The sequence below is a fragment of the Bacillus sp. FSL K6-1033 genome, assembly GCF_038630765.1.
Classification (GTDB): domain Bacteria; phylum Bacillota; class Bacilli; order Bacillales; family Bacillaceae; genus Bacillus; species Bacillus altitudinis.
Genome location: NZ_CP152041.1, coordinates 1,109,532 through 1,129,035 on the forward strand (window position 1 = coordinate 1,109,532; position 19,504 = coordinate 1,129,035).

At 41.7% G+C, this 19,504-nt stretch carries 19 protein-coding genes; 17 read left to right on the forward strand and 2 right to left on the reverse strand.

Features of this window, described 5'->3' with window-relative positions; all coding sequences use genetic code 11:
- Positions 1-58 precede the first annotated feature (58 nt).
- The 5 genes from MHH31_RS05535 to MHH31_RS05555 all read left to right on the forward strand — a co-directional run bounded on the left by MHH31_RS05535 (position 59) and on the right by MHH31_RS05555 (position 6,858).
- Positions 59-1,120 carry a carbamoyl phosphate synthase small subunit gene (locus tag MHH31_RS05535; RefSeq protein WP_342495360.1) on the forward strand — a complete coding sequence of 354 codons (1,062 nt, stop codon included), beginning with the start codon at positions 59-61 and terminating at the stop codon, positions 1,118-1,120.
- Positions 1,113-4,193 carry a carbamoyl phosphate synthase large subunit gene (locus tag MHH31_RS05540; RefSeq protein ID WP_342495361.1) on the forward strand — a complete coding sequence of 1,027 codons (3,081 nt, stop codon included), beginning with the start codon at positions 1,113-1,115 and terminating at the stop codon, positions 4,191-4,193. The genes MHH31_RS05535 and MHH31_RS05540 overlap by 8 nt, the downstream gene beginning before the upstream one ends.
- On the forward strand, positions 4,190-5,140 hold the full coding sequence (gene argF, locus MHH31_RS05545; RefSeq protein WP_008348520.1) for an ornithine carbamoyltransferase: 951 nt from the start codon (positions 4,190-4,192) through the stop codon (positions 5,138-5,140). Before MHH31_RS05540 ends, argF begins: the two co-directional genes overlap by 4 nt.
- Positions 5,141-5,243: 103 nt before the next feature.
- Entirely contained in the window at positions 5,244-5,423 is a 180-nt protein-coding gene (locus MHH31_RS05550) for a YjzC family protein (RefSeq protein WP_008348517.1), read from the forward strand.
- 169 nt (positions 5,424-5,592) lie between these two features.
- Positions 5,593-6,858 carry an MFS transporter gene (locus MHH31_RS05555; RefSeq protein WP_008348516.1) on the forward strand — a complete coding sequence of 422 codons (1,266 nt, stop codon included), beginning with the start codon at positions 5,593-5,595 and terminating at the stop codon, positions 6,856-6,858.
- Between the two features lie 119 nt (positions 6,859-6,977).
- On the opposite strand, the gene MHH31_RS05560 is transcribed toward MHH31_RS05555, so the two are convergent.
- Entirely contained in the window at positions 6,978-7,172 is a 195-nt protein-coding gene (locus MHH31_RS05560) for a YjzD family protein (protein WP_008348514.1), read from the reverse strand.
- Between the two features lie 212 nt (positions 7,173-7,384).
- Here MHH31_RS05560 and MHH31_RS05565 point away from each other — a divergent pair, with 212 nt between their 5' ends.
- From MHH31_RS05565 to MHH31_RS05580, 4 genes are all read left to right on the forward strand, one after another.
- Positions 7,385-8,125, forward strand: a complete 741-nt coding sequence (locus MHH31_RS05565; RefSeq protein WP_007499048.1) for a hypothetical protein — start codon at positions 7,385-7,387, stop codon at positions 8,123-8,125.
- A gap of 75 nt (positions 8,126-8,200) precedes the next feature.
- The gene (locus MHH31_RS05570; protein WP_224559526.1) at positions 8,201-8,776 is read left to right on the forward strand and encodes a nad binding enzyme; all 576 of its coding nucleotides are present in this window, start codon (positions 8,201-8,203) and stop codon (positions 8,774-8,776) included.
- Between the two features lie 90 nt (positions 8,777-8,866).
- Positions 8,867-9,832 carry a BMP family ABC transporter substrate-binding protein gene (locus MHH31_RS05575; protein WP_008348509.1) on the forward strand — a complete coding sequence of 322 codons (966 nt, stop codon included), beginning with the start codon at positions 8,867-8,869 and terminating at the stop codon, positions 9,830-9,832.
- Between the two features lie 11 nt (positions 9,833-9,843).
- Positions 9,844-10,041, forward strand: a complete 198-nt coding sequence (locus MHH31_RS05580; RefSeq protein ID WP_024720057.1) for a ComZ family protein — start codon at positions 9,844-9,846, stop codon at positions 10,039-10,041.
- A gap of 12 nt (positions 10,042-10,053) precedes the next feature.
- Here the strand turns inward: MHH31_RS05580 and MHH31_RS05585 are convergent, their stop codons facing one another.
- Positions 10,054-10,287, reverse strand: a complete 234-nt coding sequence (locus MHH31_RS05585) for a hypothetical protein (RefSeq protein ID WP_008348506.1) — start codon at positions 10,285-10,287, stop codon at positions 10,054-10,056.
- Positions 10,288-10,456: 169 nt separating this feature from the next.
- On the opposite strand from MHH31_RS05585, the gene MHH31_RS05590 reads away from it, so the two are divergent.
- From MHH31_RS05590 to opp4C, 8 genes are all read left to right on the forward strand, one after another.
- Positions 10,457-11,395 (forward strand): beta-ketoacyl-ACP synthase III, encoded by a 939-nt coding sequence (locus MHH31_RS05590; protein ID WP_024720058.1) that lies wholly within the window; start codon positions 10,457-10,459, stop codon positions 11,393-11,395.
- A 21-nt stretch (positions 11,396-11,416) separates the two neighbouring features.
- Positions 11,417-12,658, forward strand: a complete 1,242-nt coding sequence (gene fabF, locus MHH31_RS05595; RefSeq protein WP_008348501.1) for a beta-ketoacyl-ACP synthase II — start codon at positions 11,417-11,419, stop codon at positions 12,656-12,658.
- Between the two features lie 77 nt (positions 12,659-12,735).
- On the forward strand, positions 12,736-13,530 hold the full coding sequence (locus tag MHH31_RS05600; RefSeq protein ID WP_056407963.1) for a DUF2268 domain-containing protein: 795 nt from the start codon (positions 12,736-12,738) through the stop codon (positions 13,528-13,530).
- A 171-nt stretch (positions 13,531-13,701) separates the two neighbouring features.
- Positions 13,702-14,682 carry an ABC transporter ATP-binding protein gene (locus tag MHH31_RS05605; RefSeq protein WP_342495362.1) on the forward strand — a complete coding sequence of 327 codons (981 nt, stop codon included), beginning with the start codon at positions 13,702-13,704 and terminating at the stop codon, positions 14,680-14,682.
- Between the two features lie 23 nt (positions 14,683-14,705).
- Positions 14,706-15,701: a dipeptide ABC transporter ATP-binding protein gene (locus MHH31_RS05610; protein WP_024720061.1), complete on the forward strand. Its 996-nt coding sequence runs from the start codon at positions 14,706-14,708 to the stop codon at positions 15,699-15,701.
- 86 nt (positions 15,702-15,787) lie between these two features.
- Positions 15,788-17,422 carry a peptide-binding protein gene (locus MHH31_RS05615; protein WP_100324882.1) on the forward strand — a complete coding sequence of 545 codons (1,635 nt, stop codon included), beginning with the start codon at positions 15,788-15,790 and terminating at the stop codon, positions 17,420-17,422.
- Between the two features lie 77 nt (positions 17,423-17,499).
- Positions 17,500-18,450, forward strand: a complete 951-nt coding sequence (locus tag MHH31_RS05620) for an ABC transporter permease (RefSeq protein ID WP_342495363.1) — start codon at positions 17,500-17,502, stop codon at positions 18,448-18,450.
- Between the two features lie 33 nt (positions 18,451-18,483).
- Positions 18,484-19,383, forward strand: a complete 900-nt coding sequence (gene opp4C / locus MHH31_RS05625) for an oligopeptide ABC transporter permease (protein WP_342495489.1) — start codon at positions 18,484-18,486, stop codon at positions 19,381-19,383.
- Positions 19,384-19,504: the final 121 nt, after the last annotated feature.

Consider the following 19,504-nt stretch of genomic DNA (forward strand, 5'->3'; position numbering starts at 1 on the left):
TCAAAACGTATAAACATGCATTTATATTATTAATTATTCAATACGGGGTGACACAAGCATGAAAGGTTATTTAAATTTAGAAGATGGAGCCTCTTTTGAAGGAGATCTGACAGGAGAAGCTGGCATAACAGGTGAAGTGGTCTTTTTTACAGGGATGACAGGTTATCAAGAGGTGCTCACAGATCCTTCTTATAAAGGACAAATCATTGTTTTCACATATCCACTCATCGGAAACTACGGGATCAATCATGAAGACTTTGAGAGCAAAAAACCACAAGTAAAAGCGGTCGTTGTCTATGAGGCAGCTGAGCATTTTTCTCATCACCTTGCAGCCGTAAGCTTAAAAGATTATTTACAGAAGTGGAACATTCCGCTTCTTACACATACAGATACTCGCGCAGTCGTGCAGAACATTCGAGCAAATGGGACGATGAATGCAGTGCTTAGTTTAGACGAAAATGAAACGCCGCCTGCAATGAAGCAAGACAATGTGGTTGAGCAGGTTACAGAAGATGAAGTATACACACAAGGCAGCGGTGAGGAACATGTAGCGCTCATTGATTTTGGCTTTAAAAAATCAATTGCGGACTCACTCGAAGCGCGCGGTTGTAAAGTCACAGTGATTCCGTACAAACAAATGGAAAAGGTATTTGATATCAATCCAGATGCGATCCTTTTGTCAAATGGACCTGGAGATCCAAAAACAATGAAGCCATATTTAAAAACCATTCATGACATCATGATGACCTTCCCGACACTAGGCATTTGCTTAGGTCATCAATTAATTGCTCTTGCGCTTGGCGGGGATACGTATAAGCTTCCTTTTGGCCACCGCGGGGCGAATCATCCTGTACAAGATACAGAATCAAAACGTGTCTTTATGACAAGCCAAAATCATAGCTATGTGGTCAATGAAAAAAGCATGAATGACAAAGAAGTGGACGTCAAATTCCTCCACGTGAATGACGGATCTGTTGAAGGATTCATTCATAAAGAGAAGCTGATTATGTCCGTTCAATTTCATCCAGAAGCACACCCAGGCCCTGCAGAAAGTGAATGGGTATTCGATGATTTTATTGAGAAAGTGAAACAAGCAAGGAGAGAAGTCGCACATGCCTAAAGATCAAAGCATACAAACCATTCTAGTCATCGGGTCTGGTCCAATCATCATTGGTCAGGCAGCAGAATTTGATTACTCAGGAACACAAGGTTGTATGGCCTTAAAAGAAGAAGGCTACAACGTCATCTTAGTGAATAACAACCCAGCAACTATTATGACAGACGAGTCATTTGCTGATGAAATTTATTTTGAACCGCTTTCAGTTGATTCAGTGACAAGAATCATTGAAAAAGAGAAACCAGATGGTCTTTTAGCCAATCTTGGCGGACAGACAGCTTTAAACCTTGCTGTCGAGCTGGAAAAAGCCGGTGTGCTGAAAAAGCATGGGGTAAAACTGCTCGGAACGTCAGTTGAAACAATTGAAAACGGTGAAGATCGTGAGAAATTCCGTGCTCTCATGAAGCATTTGAATGAACCTGTACCAGAAAGTGAAATTGTGGATAATGCGAAAGACGCCCTTCAATTTGCAAAAGAAGTGGGCTTTCCTGTCATTCTTCGACCAGCCTACACACTTGGTGGTAAAGGGGGAGGCATCGCTTTAACTGAAGAGGCTTTTAAACCGCTGATTGAAGGTGCTCTTCTAGCGAGTCCGATTCATCAGTGCTTAGTTGAAAAAAGCATTGCTGGCTTTAAAGAAGTCGAGTATGAGGTCATGAGAGATCGTCAAAATACGTGTATCACTGTATGTAACATGGAAAATATCGATCCAGTTGGTGTGCATACAGGTGACTCGATTGTCGTTGCGCCGTCACAGACATTAACGGATCAGGATTATCAAATGCTCCGCTCAGCGAGCTTAAAAATTATTTCAGCGCTTGATGTCGTTGGCGGCTGTAATATCCAATTCGCTCTCGATCCACTCAGCAAAGAATATTTTGTCATTGAGGTCAACCCTCGGGTCAGCCGGTCTTCTGCTCTTGCATCGAAAGCAACAGGCTATCCGATTGCCAAAATGGCGGCAAAACTTGCGGTCGGTTATACACTAGATGAATTGAAAAATCCGCTTACAGGAACAACGTATGCTAGCTTTGAACCGGCACTCGATTATGTCGTGGTGAAATTCCCGCGCTGGCCGTTCGATAAATTTAAACAGGCAGACCGGAAATTAGGCACAAAAATGAAGGCGACTGGTGAAGTCATGGCGATTGACCGTAATTTAGAATCTGCCATTCAAAAAGCAGTCGCATCACTTGAAATCAAAACAAAGGGCTTCCACTTGCCTGAACTGAAAGAACATTCGACTGAACAATTATTTGAATTAATCAAAACACCGGACGATCGCCGTTTCTTCGTTGTCATGGAGCTGCTTTCCAGACAAGAAACCGTTGAAACGATTCATGAAACGACGAAGATTGATCTGTTTTTCTTACATGTTTTCAAGAATATGATCACACTCGAACAAGAATTGAAGAATCATCAGGGGACGCTATCCAAAGACACCTTAAGAAAAGTGAAGGAAAAAGGCTTTCTTGATGAAACAATCGCTTCTCTGACGGATCGCAGTGAACAAGATATCAGACAGCTTCGCCAAGAGTATGGCATTGCCGCTTCATTTAAAATTGTCGATACATGTGCGGCTGAATTCGATGCAAAAACGAATTACTTCTATTCAACGTACTTTGGCAAAAGTGATGGAGAGCATCAAGAGAAAACAAAGCAGCGTGCACTCATCATTGGCTCCGGTCCGATTCGAATTGGTCAGGGAGTTGAGTTTGATTATAGTGCCGTTCACGGCGTTCTTACTCTACAAAAGCTTGGATTTGAAACCATCATGATGAACAACAATCCAGAAACGGTTAGTACCGATTATGAGATTGCAGATCGTTTATACTTTGAGCCGATCACGTTGGAACATATTTTAAACGTAGTTGAAGCGGAGCAAATTGATTTTGTCATCGTTCAATTTGGCGGGCAGACAGCAATCAATGTGGCGGAAGGTTTAGAAAAAGCCGGCGTTACCTTGTTAGGCACGTCCTTTGACACACTAGATGCATTAGAAGATCGCGATTTATTCTATCAGCTTCTTGATGAACTGAATCTTCCTCATGCAAAAGGAGATACAGCTCATTCAAAAGAAGAAGCACTGGGGCATGCTGCAAGCATTGGATACCCTGTTCTTATTCGTCCATCATATGTCATTGGTGGAATGGGCATGATCGTTGTTCATACAGAAGCTCAATTGGCAGCAATACTTGATCAGCCAGATCATTTACCTTATCCGATCTTAATTGATGAGTACGTCACTGGAAAAGAAGTGGAAGTGGATCTCATTTCAGACGGAAAGACGACATTCATTCCAACAATCGTTGAGCATATTGAAAAAGCGGGCGTACACTCAGGTGACAGCTTTGCCATCTTGCCAAGTGTCTCTATTAGTGAAGACATCAAAGAGCAGGTGTATAACGCTTCTGAACAAATCGCAAAGAAATTAGCTTTTAAAGGCATTATGAATATTCAATTTGTGATGAAAGGGAACCAGGCGCTCGTATTAGAGGTGAATCCTCGGGCAAGCCGGACTGTTCCAGTTGTAAGTAAAGTCATGGGTGTTGACATGATCCCAATGGCGACTCAGCTGTTAGCTGGTGCAACGCTTGAAGAATTGAATCCTGTAACGAAGAATAAGGGGGGCACAGCTGTTAAATTCCCAGTCTTCTCCTCACATGCCATTCAAGATATCGATTTAAAGCTGACACCTGAAATGAAAGCGACGGGTGAAGGAATGTGTGTTGGAAAGAACGTCGAAAGCGCTTTGAAAAAAGTGTTTGCGCCGATCTGGCAACAGAAAGGGACCCTCTATATTCATGGCAGTGAATTACTCATAGATGAAGCTACACGAGCAGGCTTTAACGTCTGGACTGGCAGCTTTGAATCGTGGCTGCAACAAGACGATAAATCGCTTCACATTCATTTAGGTGATGATGAAGAGGCAAAAGAACAGCGTGTAAAAGCACTCACACATGGTGTTCAAGTTCTAACCGAATATGAAACTGCGCAAGCGTTCCTGCAAGGAAAAGATGGAGATGTATCACCAGTATCTCTCCACGAATTATATAAAAAGGAAGTGACGGCATGAGCCAAGTCGACGTGCAACCGGCATTATACGGAAAAGACTTTTTATCGTTAAAAGACTTTTCGATCAATGATATTGCGTACTTAATTGAAAAAGCAGAAGAAATGAAACAACATCCATATCAAGATTTATTCAAAGGAAAAACATTAGCGATGATCTTTGAAAAATCTTCAACTAGAACCCGTGTCTCGTTTGAAGCGGGCATGACGCAGCTAGGCGGACATGCGCTCTTCCTCAGCTCAAATGATCTGCAAATTGGCAGAGGAGAAACGATTGGTGATACAGCGCAGGTGCTGTCTGGGTATGTAGATGGCATTATGATTCGAACCTTTGAACATGAGAAGGTAGAAGAACTTGCAAAATACGCCTCTATTCCAGTGATCAACGGACTAACGGACTACTCTCATCCATGTCAGGCACTGGCTGATTTACTGACGATTAAAGAAGCGAAAGGCACACTAAAAGGTGTGAAAGTGGCGTACATCGGTGATGGGAATAATGTGGCTCATTCCTTAATGGTCGGCTGCGCGCAGTTAGGCTGTGACATTGCCGTTGCATCACCAAAAGGCTATGAACCTCTTCAAGAGGTGACAGACACTGCCCGGGAGTTTGCAAAACAATCAGGCGCAGAAGTCATCGTCACAACAGATGCAGTAGCTGCTGTTCAGGATGCAGATGTCATTTATTCAGACGTATTTACAAGCATGGGGCAGGAAGCTGAAACAGAGAAACGTCTAGCTGAATTTAAAGAATATCAAGTCAATGAGGAACTCATGCAACATGCAGCAGCAGATTATATCTTCCTTCATTGTCTGCCGGCACACCGCGGAGAAGAAGTGACGGCTGATATCATTGATGGACCACACTCTAAAGTATTCCAGCAGGCAGAAAATCGCCTGCATGTGCAAAAAGCGTTAATCAAAGAGCTCATGTATCAACAACCTAAATAAATCACAAGTGTCCCTGTCTCGACTGAGCAGGGACTTTTTACATATTGGATTGGAGAGGCAATGGACGGGACATAATAACATCAATCGAGAAAGGAGGATGGAAATGGGTCAACAGCATCAGTTTAAATCTGGTAATAAGGCACCTAATAATGGTGTTTATATCGAAATCGGTGAGACCGGTAGTATGGTGAAAGATCCTTTAAAGATAAAGCTTAAAGCAGGAGACGTCTTTCCGGATAACTCGAACCATAACCGCGTTTGGACTTACCAAAGAAAGCCGTAAGCAATTGACTAAGAGTCCATATGAATAAGTCTTTAGAGGCATGTGTCATGCCTCTTTTTTCTTTATAATAAAAAACAATTAAGTTCCAATTTTCAAATAAATAGTATGAAAAAAAGAAAGATTAAGGTAAAATATGTAAAAATAGTATAAGGTTGAAAGGATTTGTGTGATGGAAAAGATGAATCTCAGTGAAAGTGTTTGGAATAAACGCTTCACCTCATTGTTCATATCAAGACTCATAAAAAATACAGGAGAAAGTTTTGCTTTTACATCCGTTCTTTGGTTATTGATTTTAAGAGGGGATGGAGCGCTCGGTACCGGACTTCTTCTAGCAGTGACAGTTCTTCCTTCATCATTGTTGGCCCCAATACTAGGACCTCTTATGAAAAGACATCATTTATCTAAATGGATGTTTGCTTCAGATGTCATTCGAGCAACCATTGTACTCATTATTCCACTACTGCATTTTTCGCACATATTGCCTCTATGGTTATTGATCTCATTAATGGTTATTCAATCGGCAACAGGTGCAGCATATAACCCGGCTTCTGTGGCCATCCTGCCGCAGATTGTTCCAAAGCATCTCATTCAAAAAGCAAATGCGATCCTGCAATCATCTTTTGAAATTGTCGCACTTGCTGCGGTGATGGTCGCTGGTCTTTTGGTCAAATTAATTGGACCTGCAGATACGCTCCTAATCACCACTGCTTTATTCATCATATCGGGCATGTTTATTATTGGCGTTAAACTGAAGAAGTCTGACGAAGAAAAAGCAGCAGGCATTAAACAAGCAAAGAATACATATCTGTATAACTTAAAAAGAGGCTTTCTAGTCGTTAAAAATCATCATATTTTATTTGCACTGACCCTTTATTGTATTTTAATGAATGTCGCTGCAGCTCCGTGGCAGGCATTATCCGCTGTATATGTAGCAGAAGCGCTGCAAAGTGATTCAATGGTGTATTCCATTTTAAGAGGTGTCGCCGCAGTTGGTGCGTTTATGATGGGCTTTGCACTGGCGAAGGTGAAAATCAAAAGGTTTGGCTTGTTCTTTATTGTCGCAGGCATGATTGAAGGAGCTGCATTCTTTATCACTGGAATGAGTACATGGCTTCCAGTCGTTCTTCTAGCTTCCTTTATTTTTGGTGCAGCCGTCAGTGCAATCAATGTCCCAGAGATGGTCATTATTCAAACGTCTGTTGACCAAGAAGATCAGCCGCAAGTATATGCCGTGATCAATGCGTCATCAAATGTCTTTCTCCCGCTTGCAGCCGTCATATCGGGCGTCCTGGCAGAACGCTTTGGAGCAGGACCTGTCATTGCGGGGGGTGGTGTGCTTGAAATTTTATCGGGCATTGCGATCTTCCTGTTCACAGGGCTTGCGAAAAGCCATTTGTCAGCAGACAAACAGAAGTCCGAAACGGTTGAGGTGTAACTCAAAAACCCCCTGTAATTGACGGCAGGGGGTTTTAGCGTGCGCTCTCAACTTCTGGTCATCATTCTGAAAAAAAGAAAAAGAGCTAACCTCAAATCATTAGCTCTTTTCCAGCAATATTAAGAATGTTCTGTTGAACTTTCTGTTTCTTTCATTGGACTTACTTCAGCAAAGATGAATAAAATAACCGTAAACACTATGGCAAGAATGGAAGTTAACGTAAAATCATAAGCAGCTCCATTCATAGATGCAACGATGTAACCAGCCATATGTGTCAGCAGAAAAGTCCAAATGAGGGTGATAATGTAATGCATTATTCCACCGTCCTTTATGTAACAATCTATTGACTATCATACCATAGATACGAGTTCAGAGAAAAGACTGTTTTCCGCCTTTATGTGACCATTTTGAGACCTTCTACTATAAAAATAAAAAGAATTCTTCTGTCTTTAGGGGATTTCCTTATTCCTACAAGAGTTGTTGTTCATATCATAGAAAGCAGAATCACTGAAAGGAGGCTGGCCATATGGGTGTAAGCGAACGTTTTTTCCAGCTTGGTTCCCAGTGGAACGTCATTCACCTTCCTCAAAAACCAAATGGCTTTGGCATTCTAATCCTCGGTGACCGAAATCACTTTGTGCAGGAAAATACATCATTCTGGCTTCAGCATTACGGAAGAAACCAGCTTTTAACTGCTTTAAAGGATGAAGGATATACATTGTTTAATAGTCATCTTCATGGGAATCACTGGGGATGTGAAGATGCTGTTTTTAGTGCGAAACAGCTTGTTCATCACACATTAAAACAAGAAATATTAAACCGGGAAATTCATGTGCTGGCAGAGGGAATGGGAGCACTTGTCGCCATGAGTCTTGCCGAAGAAATGCCAGAAGTGCTAAGGTCTATAGCCATGATGAATCCATGTTTACACCTGCAAGCACAAAGAGAAAGAGAAAAGGAACACAAATTTTTCTACAAACAGTTCATGAAAGAACTCGCACAGAGCTATGGGTGCTCTGCAAAGGAAGCGGAAACGTATCCACTTCCTTCTTGCCCCGTTCATTCAGCTCATGTACCGATTCATATATGGCAGAGACTAAACGGCGCACCGTATGCCTATGAACTACACGCAAAGCCTTTTATTGATCAGCATATGATGAATCCAGACCATTGTCAGATGGACCTTACCTTGCATATGTTTGATCATCCAAGAAGAATCTTTCAGTCCATTCACAAGTTTTATAAATCGCATGAAAGAGAATTGTAATGAATAGGATGATAACAGCCCTTCATGGAAAGGGCTCTTCTTTTTATTCGATATGCTAAAAAAGGGGACATGAACATGGAAACAGGACTGATCATAGGTGCAGATGAATTTTTTGGCCTGACACTTTGTGAATATATGATGAAAGAGGGCATACAAGTGGATATCACATATCCTAAGGAGCAGTCAGAGGAGCAAAAAATGTTATTAGAAGAGCGAATGATGTGGCTCGGCCGCAATGATCTTGTCCGCGTTCTTGATGGTCAAGATAGGAAAGAGGCATATGACCTGATCTTTTTTCAATCAGATGATTCAATGAACAGAGAGACAGACCTCGAAGCGAAGCATGGCATATACCACTTGTTTTACGAAGAACCCGAAAGCCATTCGCATGAACAAAGCGTTTCGGCTGTTATCCTTCCACGCATGTTTGGTCCGTGGACACTCCATGAAGAGAGACGAATAAAGGATGATCACACATTTTTTGTAGAAGATGTCGCAAAGGAGCTTTTAAAGTGGGCACGCACCGATCAAAGGCAGGAAATGATCCATCAATTAAAGGTAGAAAGACAAACAGGTGACAAACAAGCAGAAGAAATCATAGCAGAATGGAAAAGACAAAACTCAACATTTTTCGACAAAAAGCAAGAATGATCTTCCATCTTATCTTTTTTCAGTATAAAATAAACCTATATTTAACATACAGGTTCATGCCTGCGTGTTGCAAAGGGAGTTGAACATGGCATGAAGTACCAGCGGCTTGTCATGATCTTTTCGTTCCTTCTTCTTATGCTATCTGCCTGCTCGCAGGCGCCGTTAAAAGGACATATTGAGAAGGTGGGTTTACTCGTCCCCGATACGATTAATGATCAAGTTTGGGGAACGAAAGGTTATAAAGGCTTATTAAATATCCAATCAACATTTGGTGTAGATGTTTATTATAAGGAAGGGATGGTCGACAAGGAGAAAATCGTTGATGCCATTGAAGAATTTCATAAAAAAGGAGTCAATTTGATTATTGGCCATGGCAATGAATACAGCGAAATTTTCAACTTGATCAGTGAAGATTATCCGAAAACACAATTTATCACGGTCAATGGAGGCAAGCCTCAAGCTGATAATGTCACAAACGTCACGTTTAAAGGAGAAGCAATGGGCTTTTTCGGAGGCATGACAGCAGCGCATATGTCCAAAACAAAAAAGATTGGTATTCTGGCTACATATGATTGGCAAAGTGAAGTAGACGGTTTTATCAAAGGTGCAAAATATCAGGACGAACATGTGCAAGTTCTAGCGGAATTTGTCGAAAACTGGGATGATGCTGACAAAGCGGTGAACCTCTATCAAAAATTGAAAAAACAAGGTGTAGATGTTGTGTATCCAGCAGGTGATGGTTATAATATCCCTGTCATTGAACAAATCAAAAACGACAATTTATCTGCGATCGGATATGTCACTGATCAATCCAACCTTGGAAGCCATACGGTGTTAACTAGCACAGTACAGCATGTCGATAAAGCGTACAGTATCATTGCAAAGAAGTTTAATGAAGGCAAGCTAAACGAACAAGGTGAGTACTCCTTTGACTTTAAAGAAGGAGTGATCGAAATGGGGAAATTTAGCTCAACCATAGACCGCGCTTTTGTGAAAGACATTGAGAAGGATATTGCGAATTACAAAAAAACAGGCAAATTGCCAAATGAAAAGTGAGGACGTTGAACATGCAACACGAAAAATCGATGGAGTTTTTACAAATTGCGATGAAGTATTTTCCACAAGCAAAAGAAGAATTAGATAAAGCAGGGATTCAGCTTGATCCAGAAGCACTTCAGCCGCTTCTCTCTTTGTTTACATCTGTCATGCAAGAGGCATATGAGCTTGGAAAAGCAGATGCAGCATCAGAAAAAGCCACAGAATAGTGGCTTTTTTTTTTATGATAATTTTTTCTTGAAGGCACTAATCATAGGGCCGACATCTTTAAACACAGGCTTCAGCTCATCGATGGAGTTCATAATGTTTCCAATTTGATTCATGACATGCATGTAGTCAATGGAGTCATCACTTGAAGAAGTCTCTGCACGCTCCTCCTTTTTTTCTGTCTTGCTTTTCTCCTTTTCAAGCGGCTGACCAAACATCATTGCTGAGAAAATATCCTTTTGCGCCATATCACATGTTCCTTTCTACTATTGGTATATCATTAATCTATGAAAAAAGTGAGAGGAAAGGTTAGACGTTTGTATTGCCAAGGAGAAAAAAATAAGGTAAAATTAGTACCAGATACTAATATAAGATCACAATATCACATGCTCGTATGAGTAAAAGGAGTCTTATTCAATGAATGCTGGAATTATTGGCCTTGGCCGCTATATACCTGAAAAAGTATTAACAAATCGTGATTTAGAAAAAATGGTTGAAACTTCTGACGAGTGGATTCGTACTAGAACAGGTATAGAAGAAAGAAGAATTGCATCTGATGATGTCAATACATCTCATATGGCGCTTGCTGCTGCAAAAAAAGCATTAGCTGACGCAGATGTGGCTGCAGAAGATATTGATATGATTCTTGTAGCGACAGTTACGCCAGATCAAGCATTTCCGACAGTCGCTTGTATGATTCAAGAGCAGCTCGGTGCACATAAAGCATGTGCAATGGATATTAGCGCTGCCTGCGCTGGCTTTATGTATGGGCTTGTTACTGGAAAACAATTTATCGAATCTGGCACTTACAAACATGTGCTTGTCGTTGGTGTAGAAAAGCTTTCTCGCATTACCGACTGGGATGACCGCAACACAGCTGTTTTGTTTGGAGATGGAGCAGGTGCTGCTGTACTAGGAACAGTCAGCGAAGGCAAGGGAATTCTATCATTTGAGCTTGGAGCCGATGGAAGAGGCGGGAAGCACTTGTACTTAGATGAAAAAGATCATACAATCATGAATGGAAGAGAAGTATTTAAATTTGCTGTGAGACAAATGGGCGAGTCAAGTGTAAACGTGATTGAAAAAGCTGGACTATCAAAAGAAGACGTAGACTTCTTGATTCCGCATCAAGCAAACATTCGCATTATGGAAGCGGCACGCGAACGCTTAGAGCTGCCAGTTGAAAAAATGTCGAAAACAGTCCATAAATATGGAAACACATCAGCAGCATCCATTCCAATTTCACTATGTGAAGAAATCGAAGCCGGAAAAATTCATGACGGCGATGTGATTGTAATGGTTGGTTTTGGTGGCGGATTAACGTGGGGCGCAATCGCTATGCGATGGGGCCGATAAAAGAGTGGGGTGCACAAATTAATGGATAAGAAACGAGTAGTTGTTACAGGATTAGGTGCTTTGACACCTCTTGGCAACGATGTAGAGACAACATGGAAAAATGCTGTAGCAGGTGTATCAGGTGTTGGCCCGATCACACGTGTTGATTCAAGTGAATATACAGCAAAAGTAGCTGCAGAACTAAAAGATTTTAACATCGAAGATTACATGGAGAAAAAAGAAGCGAGAAAGATGGCACGCTTCACACAATATGCAGTCGTTGCTGCTCAAAAGGCTTTAGAAGATTCACGCCTTGAAATTACAGATGAAAACGCACCTCGTGTTGGGGTATGGGTTGGATCTGGTATTGGAGGACTTGAAACATTCGAAGAGCAATTCGAAGTGTATTCAAATAAAGGAGCAAGACGCGTAAGCCCGTTCTTCGTTCCAATGATGATTCCAGATATGGCGACAGGTCAAATTTCGATTGCACTTGGCGCAAAAGGGGTTAACTCTTGTACAGTGACAGCATGTGCGACAGGAACAAACTCCATTGGTGATGCCTTTAAAGTCATTCAGCGCGGAGATGCAGATGCGATGATTACAGGTGGAACAGAAGCACCATTAACGAAAATGTCGTTTGCTGGTTTCTGTGCAAACAAAGCCCTTTCGACAAATCCTGATCCAGATACAGCAAGTCGTCCATTTGATAAAAACCGTGACGGATTTGTTATGGGTGAGGGAGCGGGAATTGTTGTTCTTGAAGAATTAGAGCATGCGTTAAAACGTGGTGCGACCATTTATGCAGAAATCGTTGGCTACGGTTCAACTGGAGATGCATACCATATCACAGCACCTGCTCCAAACGGAGAAGGCGGCGTACGAGCAATGAAAGAAGCAATTCGTGATGCAGGTTTAACAGTGGAAGAAATTGATTATATCAATGCCCACGGAACAAGCACACCGTATAATGATAAGTTTGAAACAATGGCGATTAAAGAAGTGTTTGGAGAGCATGCGAATCAGCTTGCGATCAGTTCGACAAAATCAATGACAGGTCATTTACTTGGCGCAGCAGGCGGAGTAGAAGCGATTTTCTCTGTTCTGGCGATTAAAGACAGTGTCATTCCGCCAACGATTAACCTTGAAACACCAGATGAAGAATGTGATCTTGATTATGTAGCAAATGAAGCACGTTCAAAAGAAGTACAAGTTGCGTTGAGCAACTCACTTGGTTTTGGCGGGCACAATGCGACAATTATCTTCAAAAAATACGAAGCGTAATATGTCTTAAGAAGGCGGCGATCTATAAACAGATCGCCGCCTTTTTGCATATGATGAAAATGGAGGTGTTCAGCGGTATGGGTCTGATCAATACACAATATCTCATCCAACAATCATCATCATTTCAGGAGCTGGCGGCACGTTTTGTCCCTTATTTTAAAGGAGCGGAGAAAAAAGAAGGATCATCTATTCTCGCCCATTTACAACATCACGGGATGGTGCGATCATGGAACGCCTGCCAGGAAATGATCGACAAGCTCAAAGAAAAAGGGTATTTCAAGCTTGTGATGAAAGAATACAAAGCGCTGCAAAAAAAGTGGGGAGGTCCTGATGTCCCCGTCTTTATTTTGCCTGTTAATGAGAGCAGCAAAGAGATCAGAGAACAATTTTACTTTCAATCCGGTATGGCATTTGATGACAAAATCTTTCTTTTTTTATCCCCGCATACACCGAAGGAACGAATCGGTACGTTGCTGACGCATGAATATCATCATGTATGCAGGTTGCATTTTCTCACGAAAGAAGAAAAAGATTTTACATTCCTTGATACAATCATGATGGAGGGGCTCGCTGAATATGCTGTGTATCATAGATATGGAGAAAGCTATACAGCAAAGTGGACGACTTTATATGACGAATCGCAGCTGCAGCGCATGTACAAGAAATGGGTATCCAGTCACCTTTATCAGAAAGTGCAGGACGACGAAAGGCTGATACAGAATCTCCTTTATGGAAAAGGGAACTACCCCAAAATGCTTGGCTATGCCACTGGATTTTATATCGTGAAAAAGTATTTCGATGAGCACCGAATCAGCGAGGAGTCTATGATTGCGGAGCCAGCGGAAACGTTTTTAAAGGCGATAGAATCATAAAGACAAACATTCACAAAAAAAGTGACATATTACAATTTTACTAAATACTTCTTGATTTCGTCATGCTGATGTAATAATATACAAATATAAATTTTGATAATTCTTTTTATTCTAAAAAGACAGAATTTTTTTGATCCGGTTCATTTAATCTATGGAGAAAGGGGCGAATGCATGAGCACACTGCTTGAAGTGCAAAACTTAAAAACCTATTTTTTTCGAAAAAAGGAACCAATACCTGCTGTTGATGGCGTTGATTTTAGTATCAAAAAAGGGGAAACAGTCGCATTAGTCGGTGAGTCTGGGTCTGGTAAAAGTATTACGTCTTTATCCATCATGGGTCTGATTAATGGGACTGGTGGGAAGATTATGGATGGTTCCATTAAGCTTGATGGAAAAGACCTTGTTACATATAGTGAAAAGGAATTGTGCAATATTCGCGGTAATGATGTATCCATGATCTTTCAGGAACCCATGACCTCACTTAATCCCGTCTTAACCATCGGGGAACAAATAACAGAAATCCTCATTTACCACAAAAAACTTTCAAAAAAAGAAGCGACCAAAAAAGCGATTGACTTGCTAAAGCTTGTAGGTTTTTCCAGACCAGAACAAATCATCAAAGATTACCCGCACCGTTTATCCGGCGGCATGCGTCAACGAGTCATGATCGCCATTGCGCTAAGCTGTGATCCGAAGCTCCTCATTGCGGATGAGCCTACTACTGCTCTCGATGTGACCATACAAGCCCAGGTGCTGACCTTAATGAAAGATTTATGTTCGACCTTTGGTACATCTATACTTCTCATTACGCATGATTTAGGTGTTGTGTCGGAAGTAGCAGACCGCGTCATTGTCATGTACTGCGGACAGGTTGTTGAAAATGGAACCGTTGAAGAGTTGTTTGATCAGCCGCTTCACCCATACACAGAAGGACTGCTTGAATCCATTCCAGTCATTGACGGAGACATTCAGCCATTAACGGCGATAAAAGGAAATGTCCCTGCGCCAGATCAGCTTCCGGCAGGATGCCGTTTTGCGCCTAGATGCCCGAAAGTACAGGAACGCTGCATAGGTGAATTGCCCAAACTGACAACCTTTGAAAATGGTAGAAGCGTCAGGTGTTTCTTATATGAGGAGGCAAGCCAAACATGACACTTGCTGAAAATCAACCATACATGACAGATCGATCTGAGAAAGAAACCATCCTGGAATTAAAAAATATACGAAAACACTTTCCGATTAAAGCTGGGGTGCTGCAAAAGAAAGTAGGAGCAGTCAAAGCGGTTGACGGCATCGACTTAAACATTTATAAAGGCGAAACGTTAGGCATCGTTGGAGAGTCTGGATGCGGTAAATCCACATTAGGACGGACGATGATTCGTTTATATGAACCAACAGAAGGACAAATTCTATTTAAAGGGCAAGATATCTCTCATGTATCAGAATCAAAACTAAGACAATCAACAAGGAAAAACATCCAAATGGTCTTTCAAGATCCCTTTGCATCACTCAACCCTAGAAAAACACTTCGAAGTATCATCAAAGAACCCTACAAAACACATCACTTATATTCCTTAAAAGAAAGAAATGAAAAAGTAGAACAGCTTTTATCCAAAGTCGGCCTTCACCCAAGTTTTGCGAATCGATACCCGCACGAATTCTCCGGCGGACAAAGGCAGCGGATCGGTATCGCTCGTGCACTTGCCATGAATCCTGAAATGATCATAGCAGATGAGCCTGTTTCAGCGCTTGACGTCTCCATTCAGGCGCAGGTCATCAATTTGATGGAAGAGCTTCAAGAAGAGTTTGACCTCACCTATCTCTTTATCTCTCACGATCTCAGTGTGGTACGTCACATTAGTGATCGAGTGGGCGTCATGTATCTTGGGAAAATGATGGAACTGGCGGATAAGCATAGCCTGTACGATGATCCGCTTCATCCGTATACACAGGCGCTTTTATCTTCCGTTCCAGTCACCCGTAAAAAAGGTCAGATGAAAAGGGAACGGATTATGCTGCAAGGGGATTTACCAAGCCCTGCAAATCCACCAAAAGGCTGTGTGTTTCATACAAGATGCCCGCACGCGAAAGAAGTCTGTAAAGAAAAAGTACCACAATTTCAAGAATTAAAAACGAACCACTTTGTGGCCTGCCACCTCTACGACGCTTGATCACGCTTGTATGATCTCATCTTTGAGAGGGGGGATAAAACGGGCTTCTGTCATCATTTTTTAAAAAAAGATAGGGGGAATTGTCTATGAAAGATAAAAAGAGAAAGTCCATTTTGGTCAGTTTGCTGCTGATCTTTACATTGATCCTTGCTGCTTGTTCTGGTGGAAATAAAACGTCTGGAGACAGTGAAAAGAAATCCACAGGTAAACCTGTACAAGGCGGCGATCTTGTCATTGGTTCGATTGCAGAGCCTACATTATTTAACTCACTTTACTCAACAGACGTGGCAAGTTCTGATATTGAAGAAAGAATCTATAGCTTTTTACTACAAACAGATGGAAAGCTAAACCCACAGCTGGCGTTGGCAGAAGATATTAAAGAATCCGATGACGGCAAACAGTTTGATGTGACCATTAGAAAAGGCGTGAAGTTTCATGATGGAGAAGAACTGACTGCTGATGATGTTGTGTTTACATACAGCATTCCGATTAATAAGGATTACAATGGTGAGCGTGGATCAGGCTTTGAAGTATTAGAGTCTGTCAAAAAAACAGGGGACTATTCGGTCGAATTTAAGCTGAATAAAAAAGATCCATATTTTTATAATGTCACGCTAGGAAGCTATGGGATTTTACCAAAGCATATTTTAGGTGATGTCCCTATAAAGGATCTTGGCGAAAATGAATTTAACCGAAAAAATCCAATCGGCTCCGGTCCATTTAAATTTGCCGAGTGGAAAGAAGGAGACTATGTCAAACTCGAAGCATTTGATGACTATTGGGATGGACGGCCATACCTTGATACAGTCACCATTAAAACGATTCCTGATCAAAATGCAGCCATGGCCCAGCTATCCGCAGGTGATATTGATTTCTTTGCAGTGCCTGGAGCAGAACTGCAAACAGCCGAAAAAGTTAGTAACATCAAAATTGAATCTGATCTAGGGCTAAATTATTCATATATTGGCTGGAATCAGAAAAACGAACTGTTCAAAAGTAAAAAAGTCCGTCAAGCTCTTACCCATGCCATTGATCGTCAAACGATTGTCGATCAAGTGTTAAATGGAGACGGGAAAGTAGCCAACATCCCAGAAAGCCCGCTGTCATGGAACTACCCAAAAGATGAAAAAGTCCCAGTATTTGAATTTGATCAAGAAAAAGCGAAAAAGATGCTGAAAGAAGAAGGCTGGGAGGATACAGATGGAGATGGTTATCTTGATAAGGACGGTAAGAAGTTCTCCTTCGTCTTGAAGACGAACCAAGGAAACAAAGTCCGTGAAGATATTGCTGTCGTTGTCCAGCAGCAGCTCAAAGAAATTGGCATTGAAGCAAAACCGCAAATTGTAGAATTTAGTGCATTAATCGAACAAACAACCCCGCCAAAATGGGATTATGATGCGTTATTACTCGGCTGGAGCTTAGCGACATTCCCTGACCAATACAGCATTTTCCATTCAAGTCAGTCTGAAAAAGGCTTAAATAACATTTGGTATAAAAATGAAGAAGTCGATAAACTGCTAGTTGATGCCAAAAACTTGAGTGATCGAAAAGAGTATTCAAAGGCGTATGAAAAAATTTATGAGCTGATTGCAGAAGACCAGCCGTATACGTTCCTTTATTATGCCAACTCACATCGTGCGATGCCATCTAATCTACAAGGCTACTCTTACCACCCGAAAGATGAATATTACAAAATCGAAAAATGGTGGATTGAACAGTAGTCTGCTAGTGAAGAAGGGGAGGGGTCTCCCCTTTTTTCATCATAGTATGGCCATCCGATGAAAAAGGAGTTGTGCATATGGTTACATATATCATTAGAAGGACACTTCTTTCCATCCCAATTTTGTTTGGTATTACGATTTTGTCCTTTGCGATTATGAAAGCAGCACCAGGCGATCCGATGTCACTCATGATGGACCCGACCATTAGTGCCGCAGACAGGGAAGCCTTTATTGATAAGTACGGCTTGAACGATCCTGAATATGTGCAATATATGAAATGGCTCGGCAATATGCTTCAAGGTGACTTTGGCACATCCATTGTAAAAAAAGGAACGCCCGTGTCGGATTTGATTTTTGCCCGGCTGCCAAATACCCTCATCCTCATGATCTTTTCTACATTAGTTGCCCTGATCATTGCCATCCCATTTGGTGTTCTTTCAGCAAAACGTCCGTATACAAAACTTGACTATGGTATTACGGTTACATCATTTATCGGACTGGCTATTCCGAATTTCTGGTTTGGTTTGATCCTGATTATGGTGTTATCAGTGAATTTAGGATGGTTTCCGACCGGGGGTGTCTCTACCTTAAATGCAGAATTTAATCTATTTGACCGGCTTCATCATATTATTTTACCGGCCTTTGTTTTAGCAACGGCTGATATGGCCGGCCTTACACGTTATACAAGGTCAAGTATGCTCGATGTGATGCGGCAGGATTACATTCGCACGGCGCGAGCGAAAGGTTTTAGAGAGAACAAAGTCATCTTCAAACATGGATTGAGAAACGGTCTGATGCCTGTTATTACGATCTTTGGACTCATGATTCCATCCTTTATTGGCGGCGCAGTCGTGGTGGAACAAATCTTCACATGGCCAGGGCTTGGGAAACTGTTTATCGATTCTGCTTTTTCAAGAGATTATCCCGTCATTATGGCGATGACTGTTATCTCAGCTGTGCTCGTGGTCGTTGGAAACTTAATAGCGGATATTCTCTATGCGATCGTTGATCCGCGTATTGAATATTAGAAGGGAGCTGAAGCACAATTGGCACAACCTAATATGGGAACACCTCCAGTTGATCTCAAATTAAAAGAAGGCATTCCGCCAAAACCAGAGACGATGCTTCGTTTATTTTGCGAGAAATTTTTCAAAAATAAATTGGCGGTTGCCGGCTCCGCTATATTATTGATCATTATCTTTTCCGCTATTTTCGCCCCGGTGATCGCACCTTACGCACCGGAACAGCAAGACTTGTTGAAACGGCTACAGCCTCCAAGTGCAGAGCATTTTATGGGAACCGACAAGTTTGGTCGAGATATTTTTTCAAGGGTGCTATACGGAGCGAGGGTGTCTCTATTAGTTGGCTTTGTCTCAGTAGTCGGAGCCATCACCATTGGTACCGTCATTGGGGCGGTAGCGGGATACTTTAAAGGCTTTGTTGATTCTGTGCTCATGAGAATGGTGGATGTCGTATTGTCTATTCCAGATATTTTTCTCTTGATCACGCTAGTGACAATTTTTAAACCGGGTATTGATAAATTGATTTTAATCTTTGCGCTGACTGGCTGGACAACAACCGCCAGGCTGATCCGCAGTGAATTCTTGTCACTTCGCACAAGAGAATTCGTACTCGCAGCAAGAACGATCGGAACGAAAAACCATGTCATCATCTTTTCGCATATTTTACCGAACTGTATCGGCCCTATCATTGTGTCTGCTACATTGAAAGTCGGTTCTGTTATTTTAGCTGAGTCGACACTTAGCTATCTAGGGTTCGGCATCCAGCCTCCAACGGCGAGCTGGGGAAACATGCTTCAAGATGCACAAAATTTCTCCATAATGGTGCAAGCATGGTGGTATCCACTGTTCCCAGGCTTACTGATTCTACTGACCGTTTTATGCTTTAACTTCTTAGGTGATGGACTGAGAGATGCCCTTGATCCTAAAAAGCTAAAATAAGGTTCTGCTTATAGAAGATCGTGAAAGGACTCTGCGAGACGTTCTCCTTTTCCCAGGAAATAAAGCCGTCCTTCCGTCAGGGCGAAGTTTTAATAAAGTTGGAATAATTTCTCTATCCCTT

Excerpts from the sequence above, each read along its gene's own strand:
- MHH31_RS05600 (WP_056407963.1), top strand. The coding sequence starts at position 12,736 with ATGGGTCTGATCAATACACAATATCTCATCCAACAATCATCATCATTT.
- fabF (WP_008348501.1), top strand. The coding sequence starts at position 11,417 with ATGGATAAGAAACGAGTAGTTGTTACAGGATTAGGTGCTTTGACACCT.
- MHH31_RS05585 (WP_008348506.1), bottom strand. The coding sequence starts at position 10,287 with ATGGCGCAAAAGGATATTTTCTCAGCAATGATGTTTGGTCAGCCGCTT.
- MHH31_RS05535 (WP_342495360.1), top strand. The coding sequence starts at position 59 with ATGAAAGGTTATTTAAATTTAGAAGATGGAGCCTCTTTTGAAGGAGAT.
- MHH31_RS05575 (WP_008348509.1), top strand. The coding sequence starts at position 8,867 with ATGAAGTACCAGCGGCTTGTCATGATCTTTTCGTTCCTTCTTCTTATG.
- MHH31_RS05610 (WP_024720061.1), top strand. The coding sequence starts at position 14,706 with ATGACAGATCGATCTGAGAAAGAAACCATCCTGGAATTAAAAAATATA.
- MHH31_RS05580 (WP_024720057.1), top strand. The coding sequence starts at position 9,844 with ATGCAACACGAAAAATCGATGGAGTTTTTACAAATTGCGATGAAGTAT.
- MHH31_RS05565 (WP_007499048.1), top strand. The coding sequence starts at position 7,385 with ATGGGTGTAAGCGAACGTTTTTTCCAGCTTGGTTCCCAGTGGAACGTC.
- MHH31_RS05560 (WP_008348514.1), bottom strand. The coding sequence starts at position 7,172 with ATGCATTACATTATCACCCTCATTTGGACTTTTCTGCTGACACATATG.
- MHH31_RS05540 (WP_342495361.1), top strand. The coding sequence starts at position 1,113 with ATGCCTAAAGATCAAAGCATACAAACCATTCTAGTCATCGGGTCTGGT.
- MHH31_RS05620 (WP_342495363.1), top strand. The coding sequence starts at position 17,500 with ATGGTTACATATATCATTAGAAGGACACTTCTTTCCATCCCAATTTTG.
- MHH31_RS05590 (WP_024720058.1), top strand. The coding sequence starts at position 10,457 with ATGAATGCTGGAATTATTGGCCTTGGCCGCTATATACCTGAAAAAGTA.
- opp4C (WP_342495489.1), top strand. The coding sequence starts at position 18,484 with ATGGGAACACCTCCAGTTGATCTCAAATTAAAAGAAGGCATTCCGCCA.
- MHH31_RS05605 (WP_342495362.1), top strand. The coding sequence starts at position 13,702 with ATGAGCACACTGCTTGAAGTGCAAAACTTAAAAACCTATTTTTTTCGA.
- MHH31_RS05570 (WP_224559526.1), top strand. The coding sequence starts at position 8,201 with ATGGAAACAGGACTGATCATAGGTGCAGATGAATTTTTTGGCCTGACA.
- MHH31_RS05550 (WP_008348517.1), top strand. The coding sequence starts at position 5,244 with ATGGGTCAACAGCATCAGTTTAAATCTGGTAATAAGGCACCTAATAAT.
- MHH31_RS05615 (WP_100324882.1), top strand. The coding sequence starts at position 15,788 with ATGAAAGATAAAAAGAGAAAGTCCATTTTGGTCAGTTTGCTGCTGATC.
- MHH31_RS05555 (WP_008348516.1), top strand. The coding sequence starts at position 5,593 with ATGGAAAAGATGAATCTCAGTGAAAGTGTTTGGAATAAACGCTTCACC.
- argF (WP_008348520.1), top strand. The coding sequence starts at position 4,190 with ATGAGCCAAGTCGACGTGCAACCGGCATTATACGGAAAAGACTTTTTA.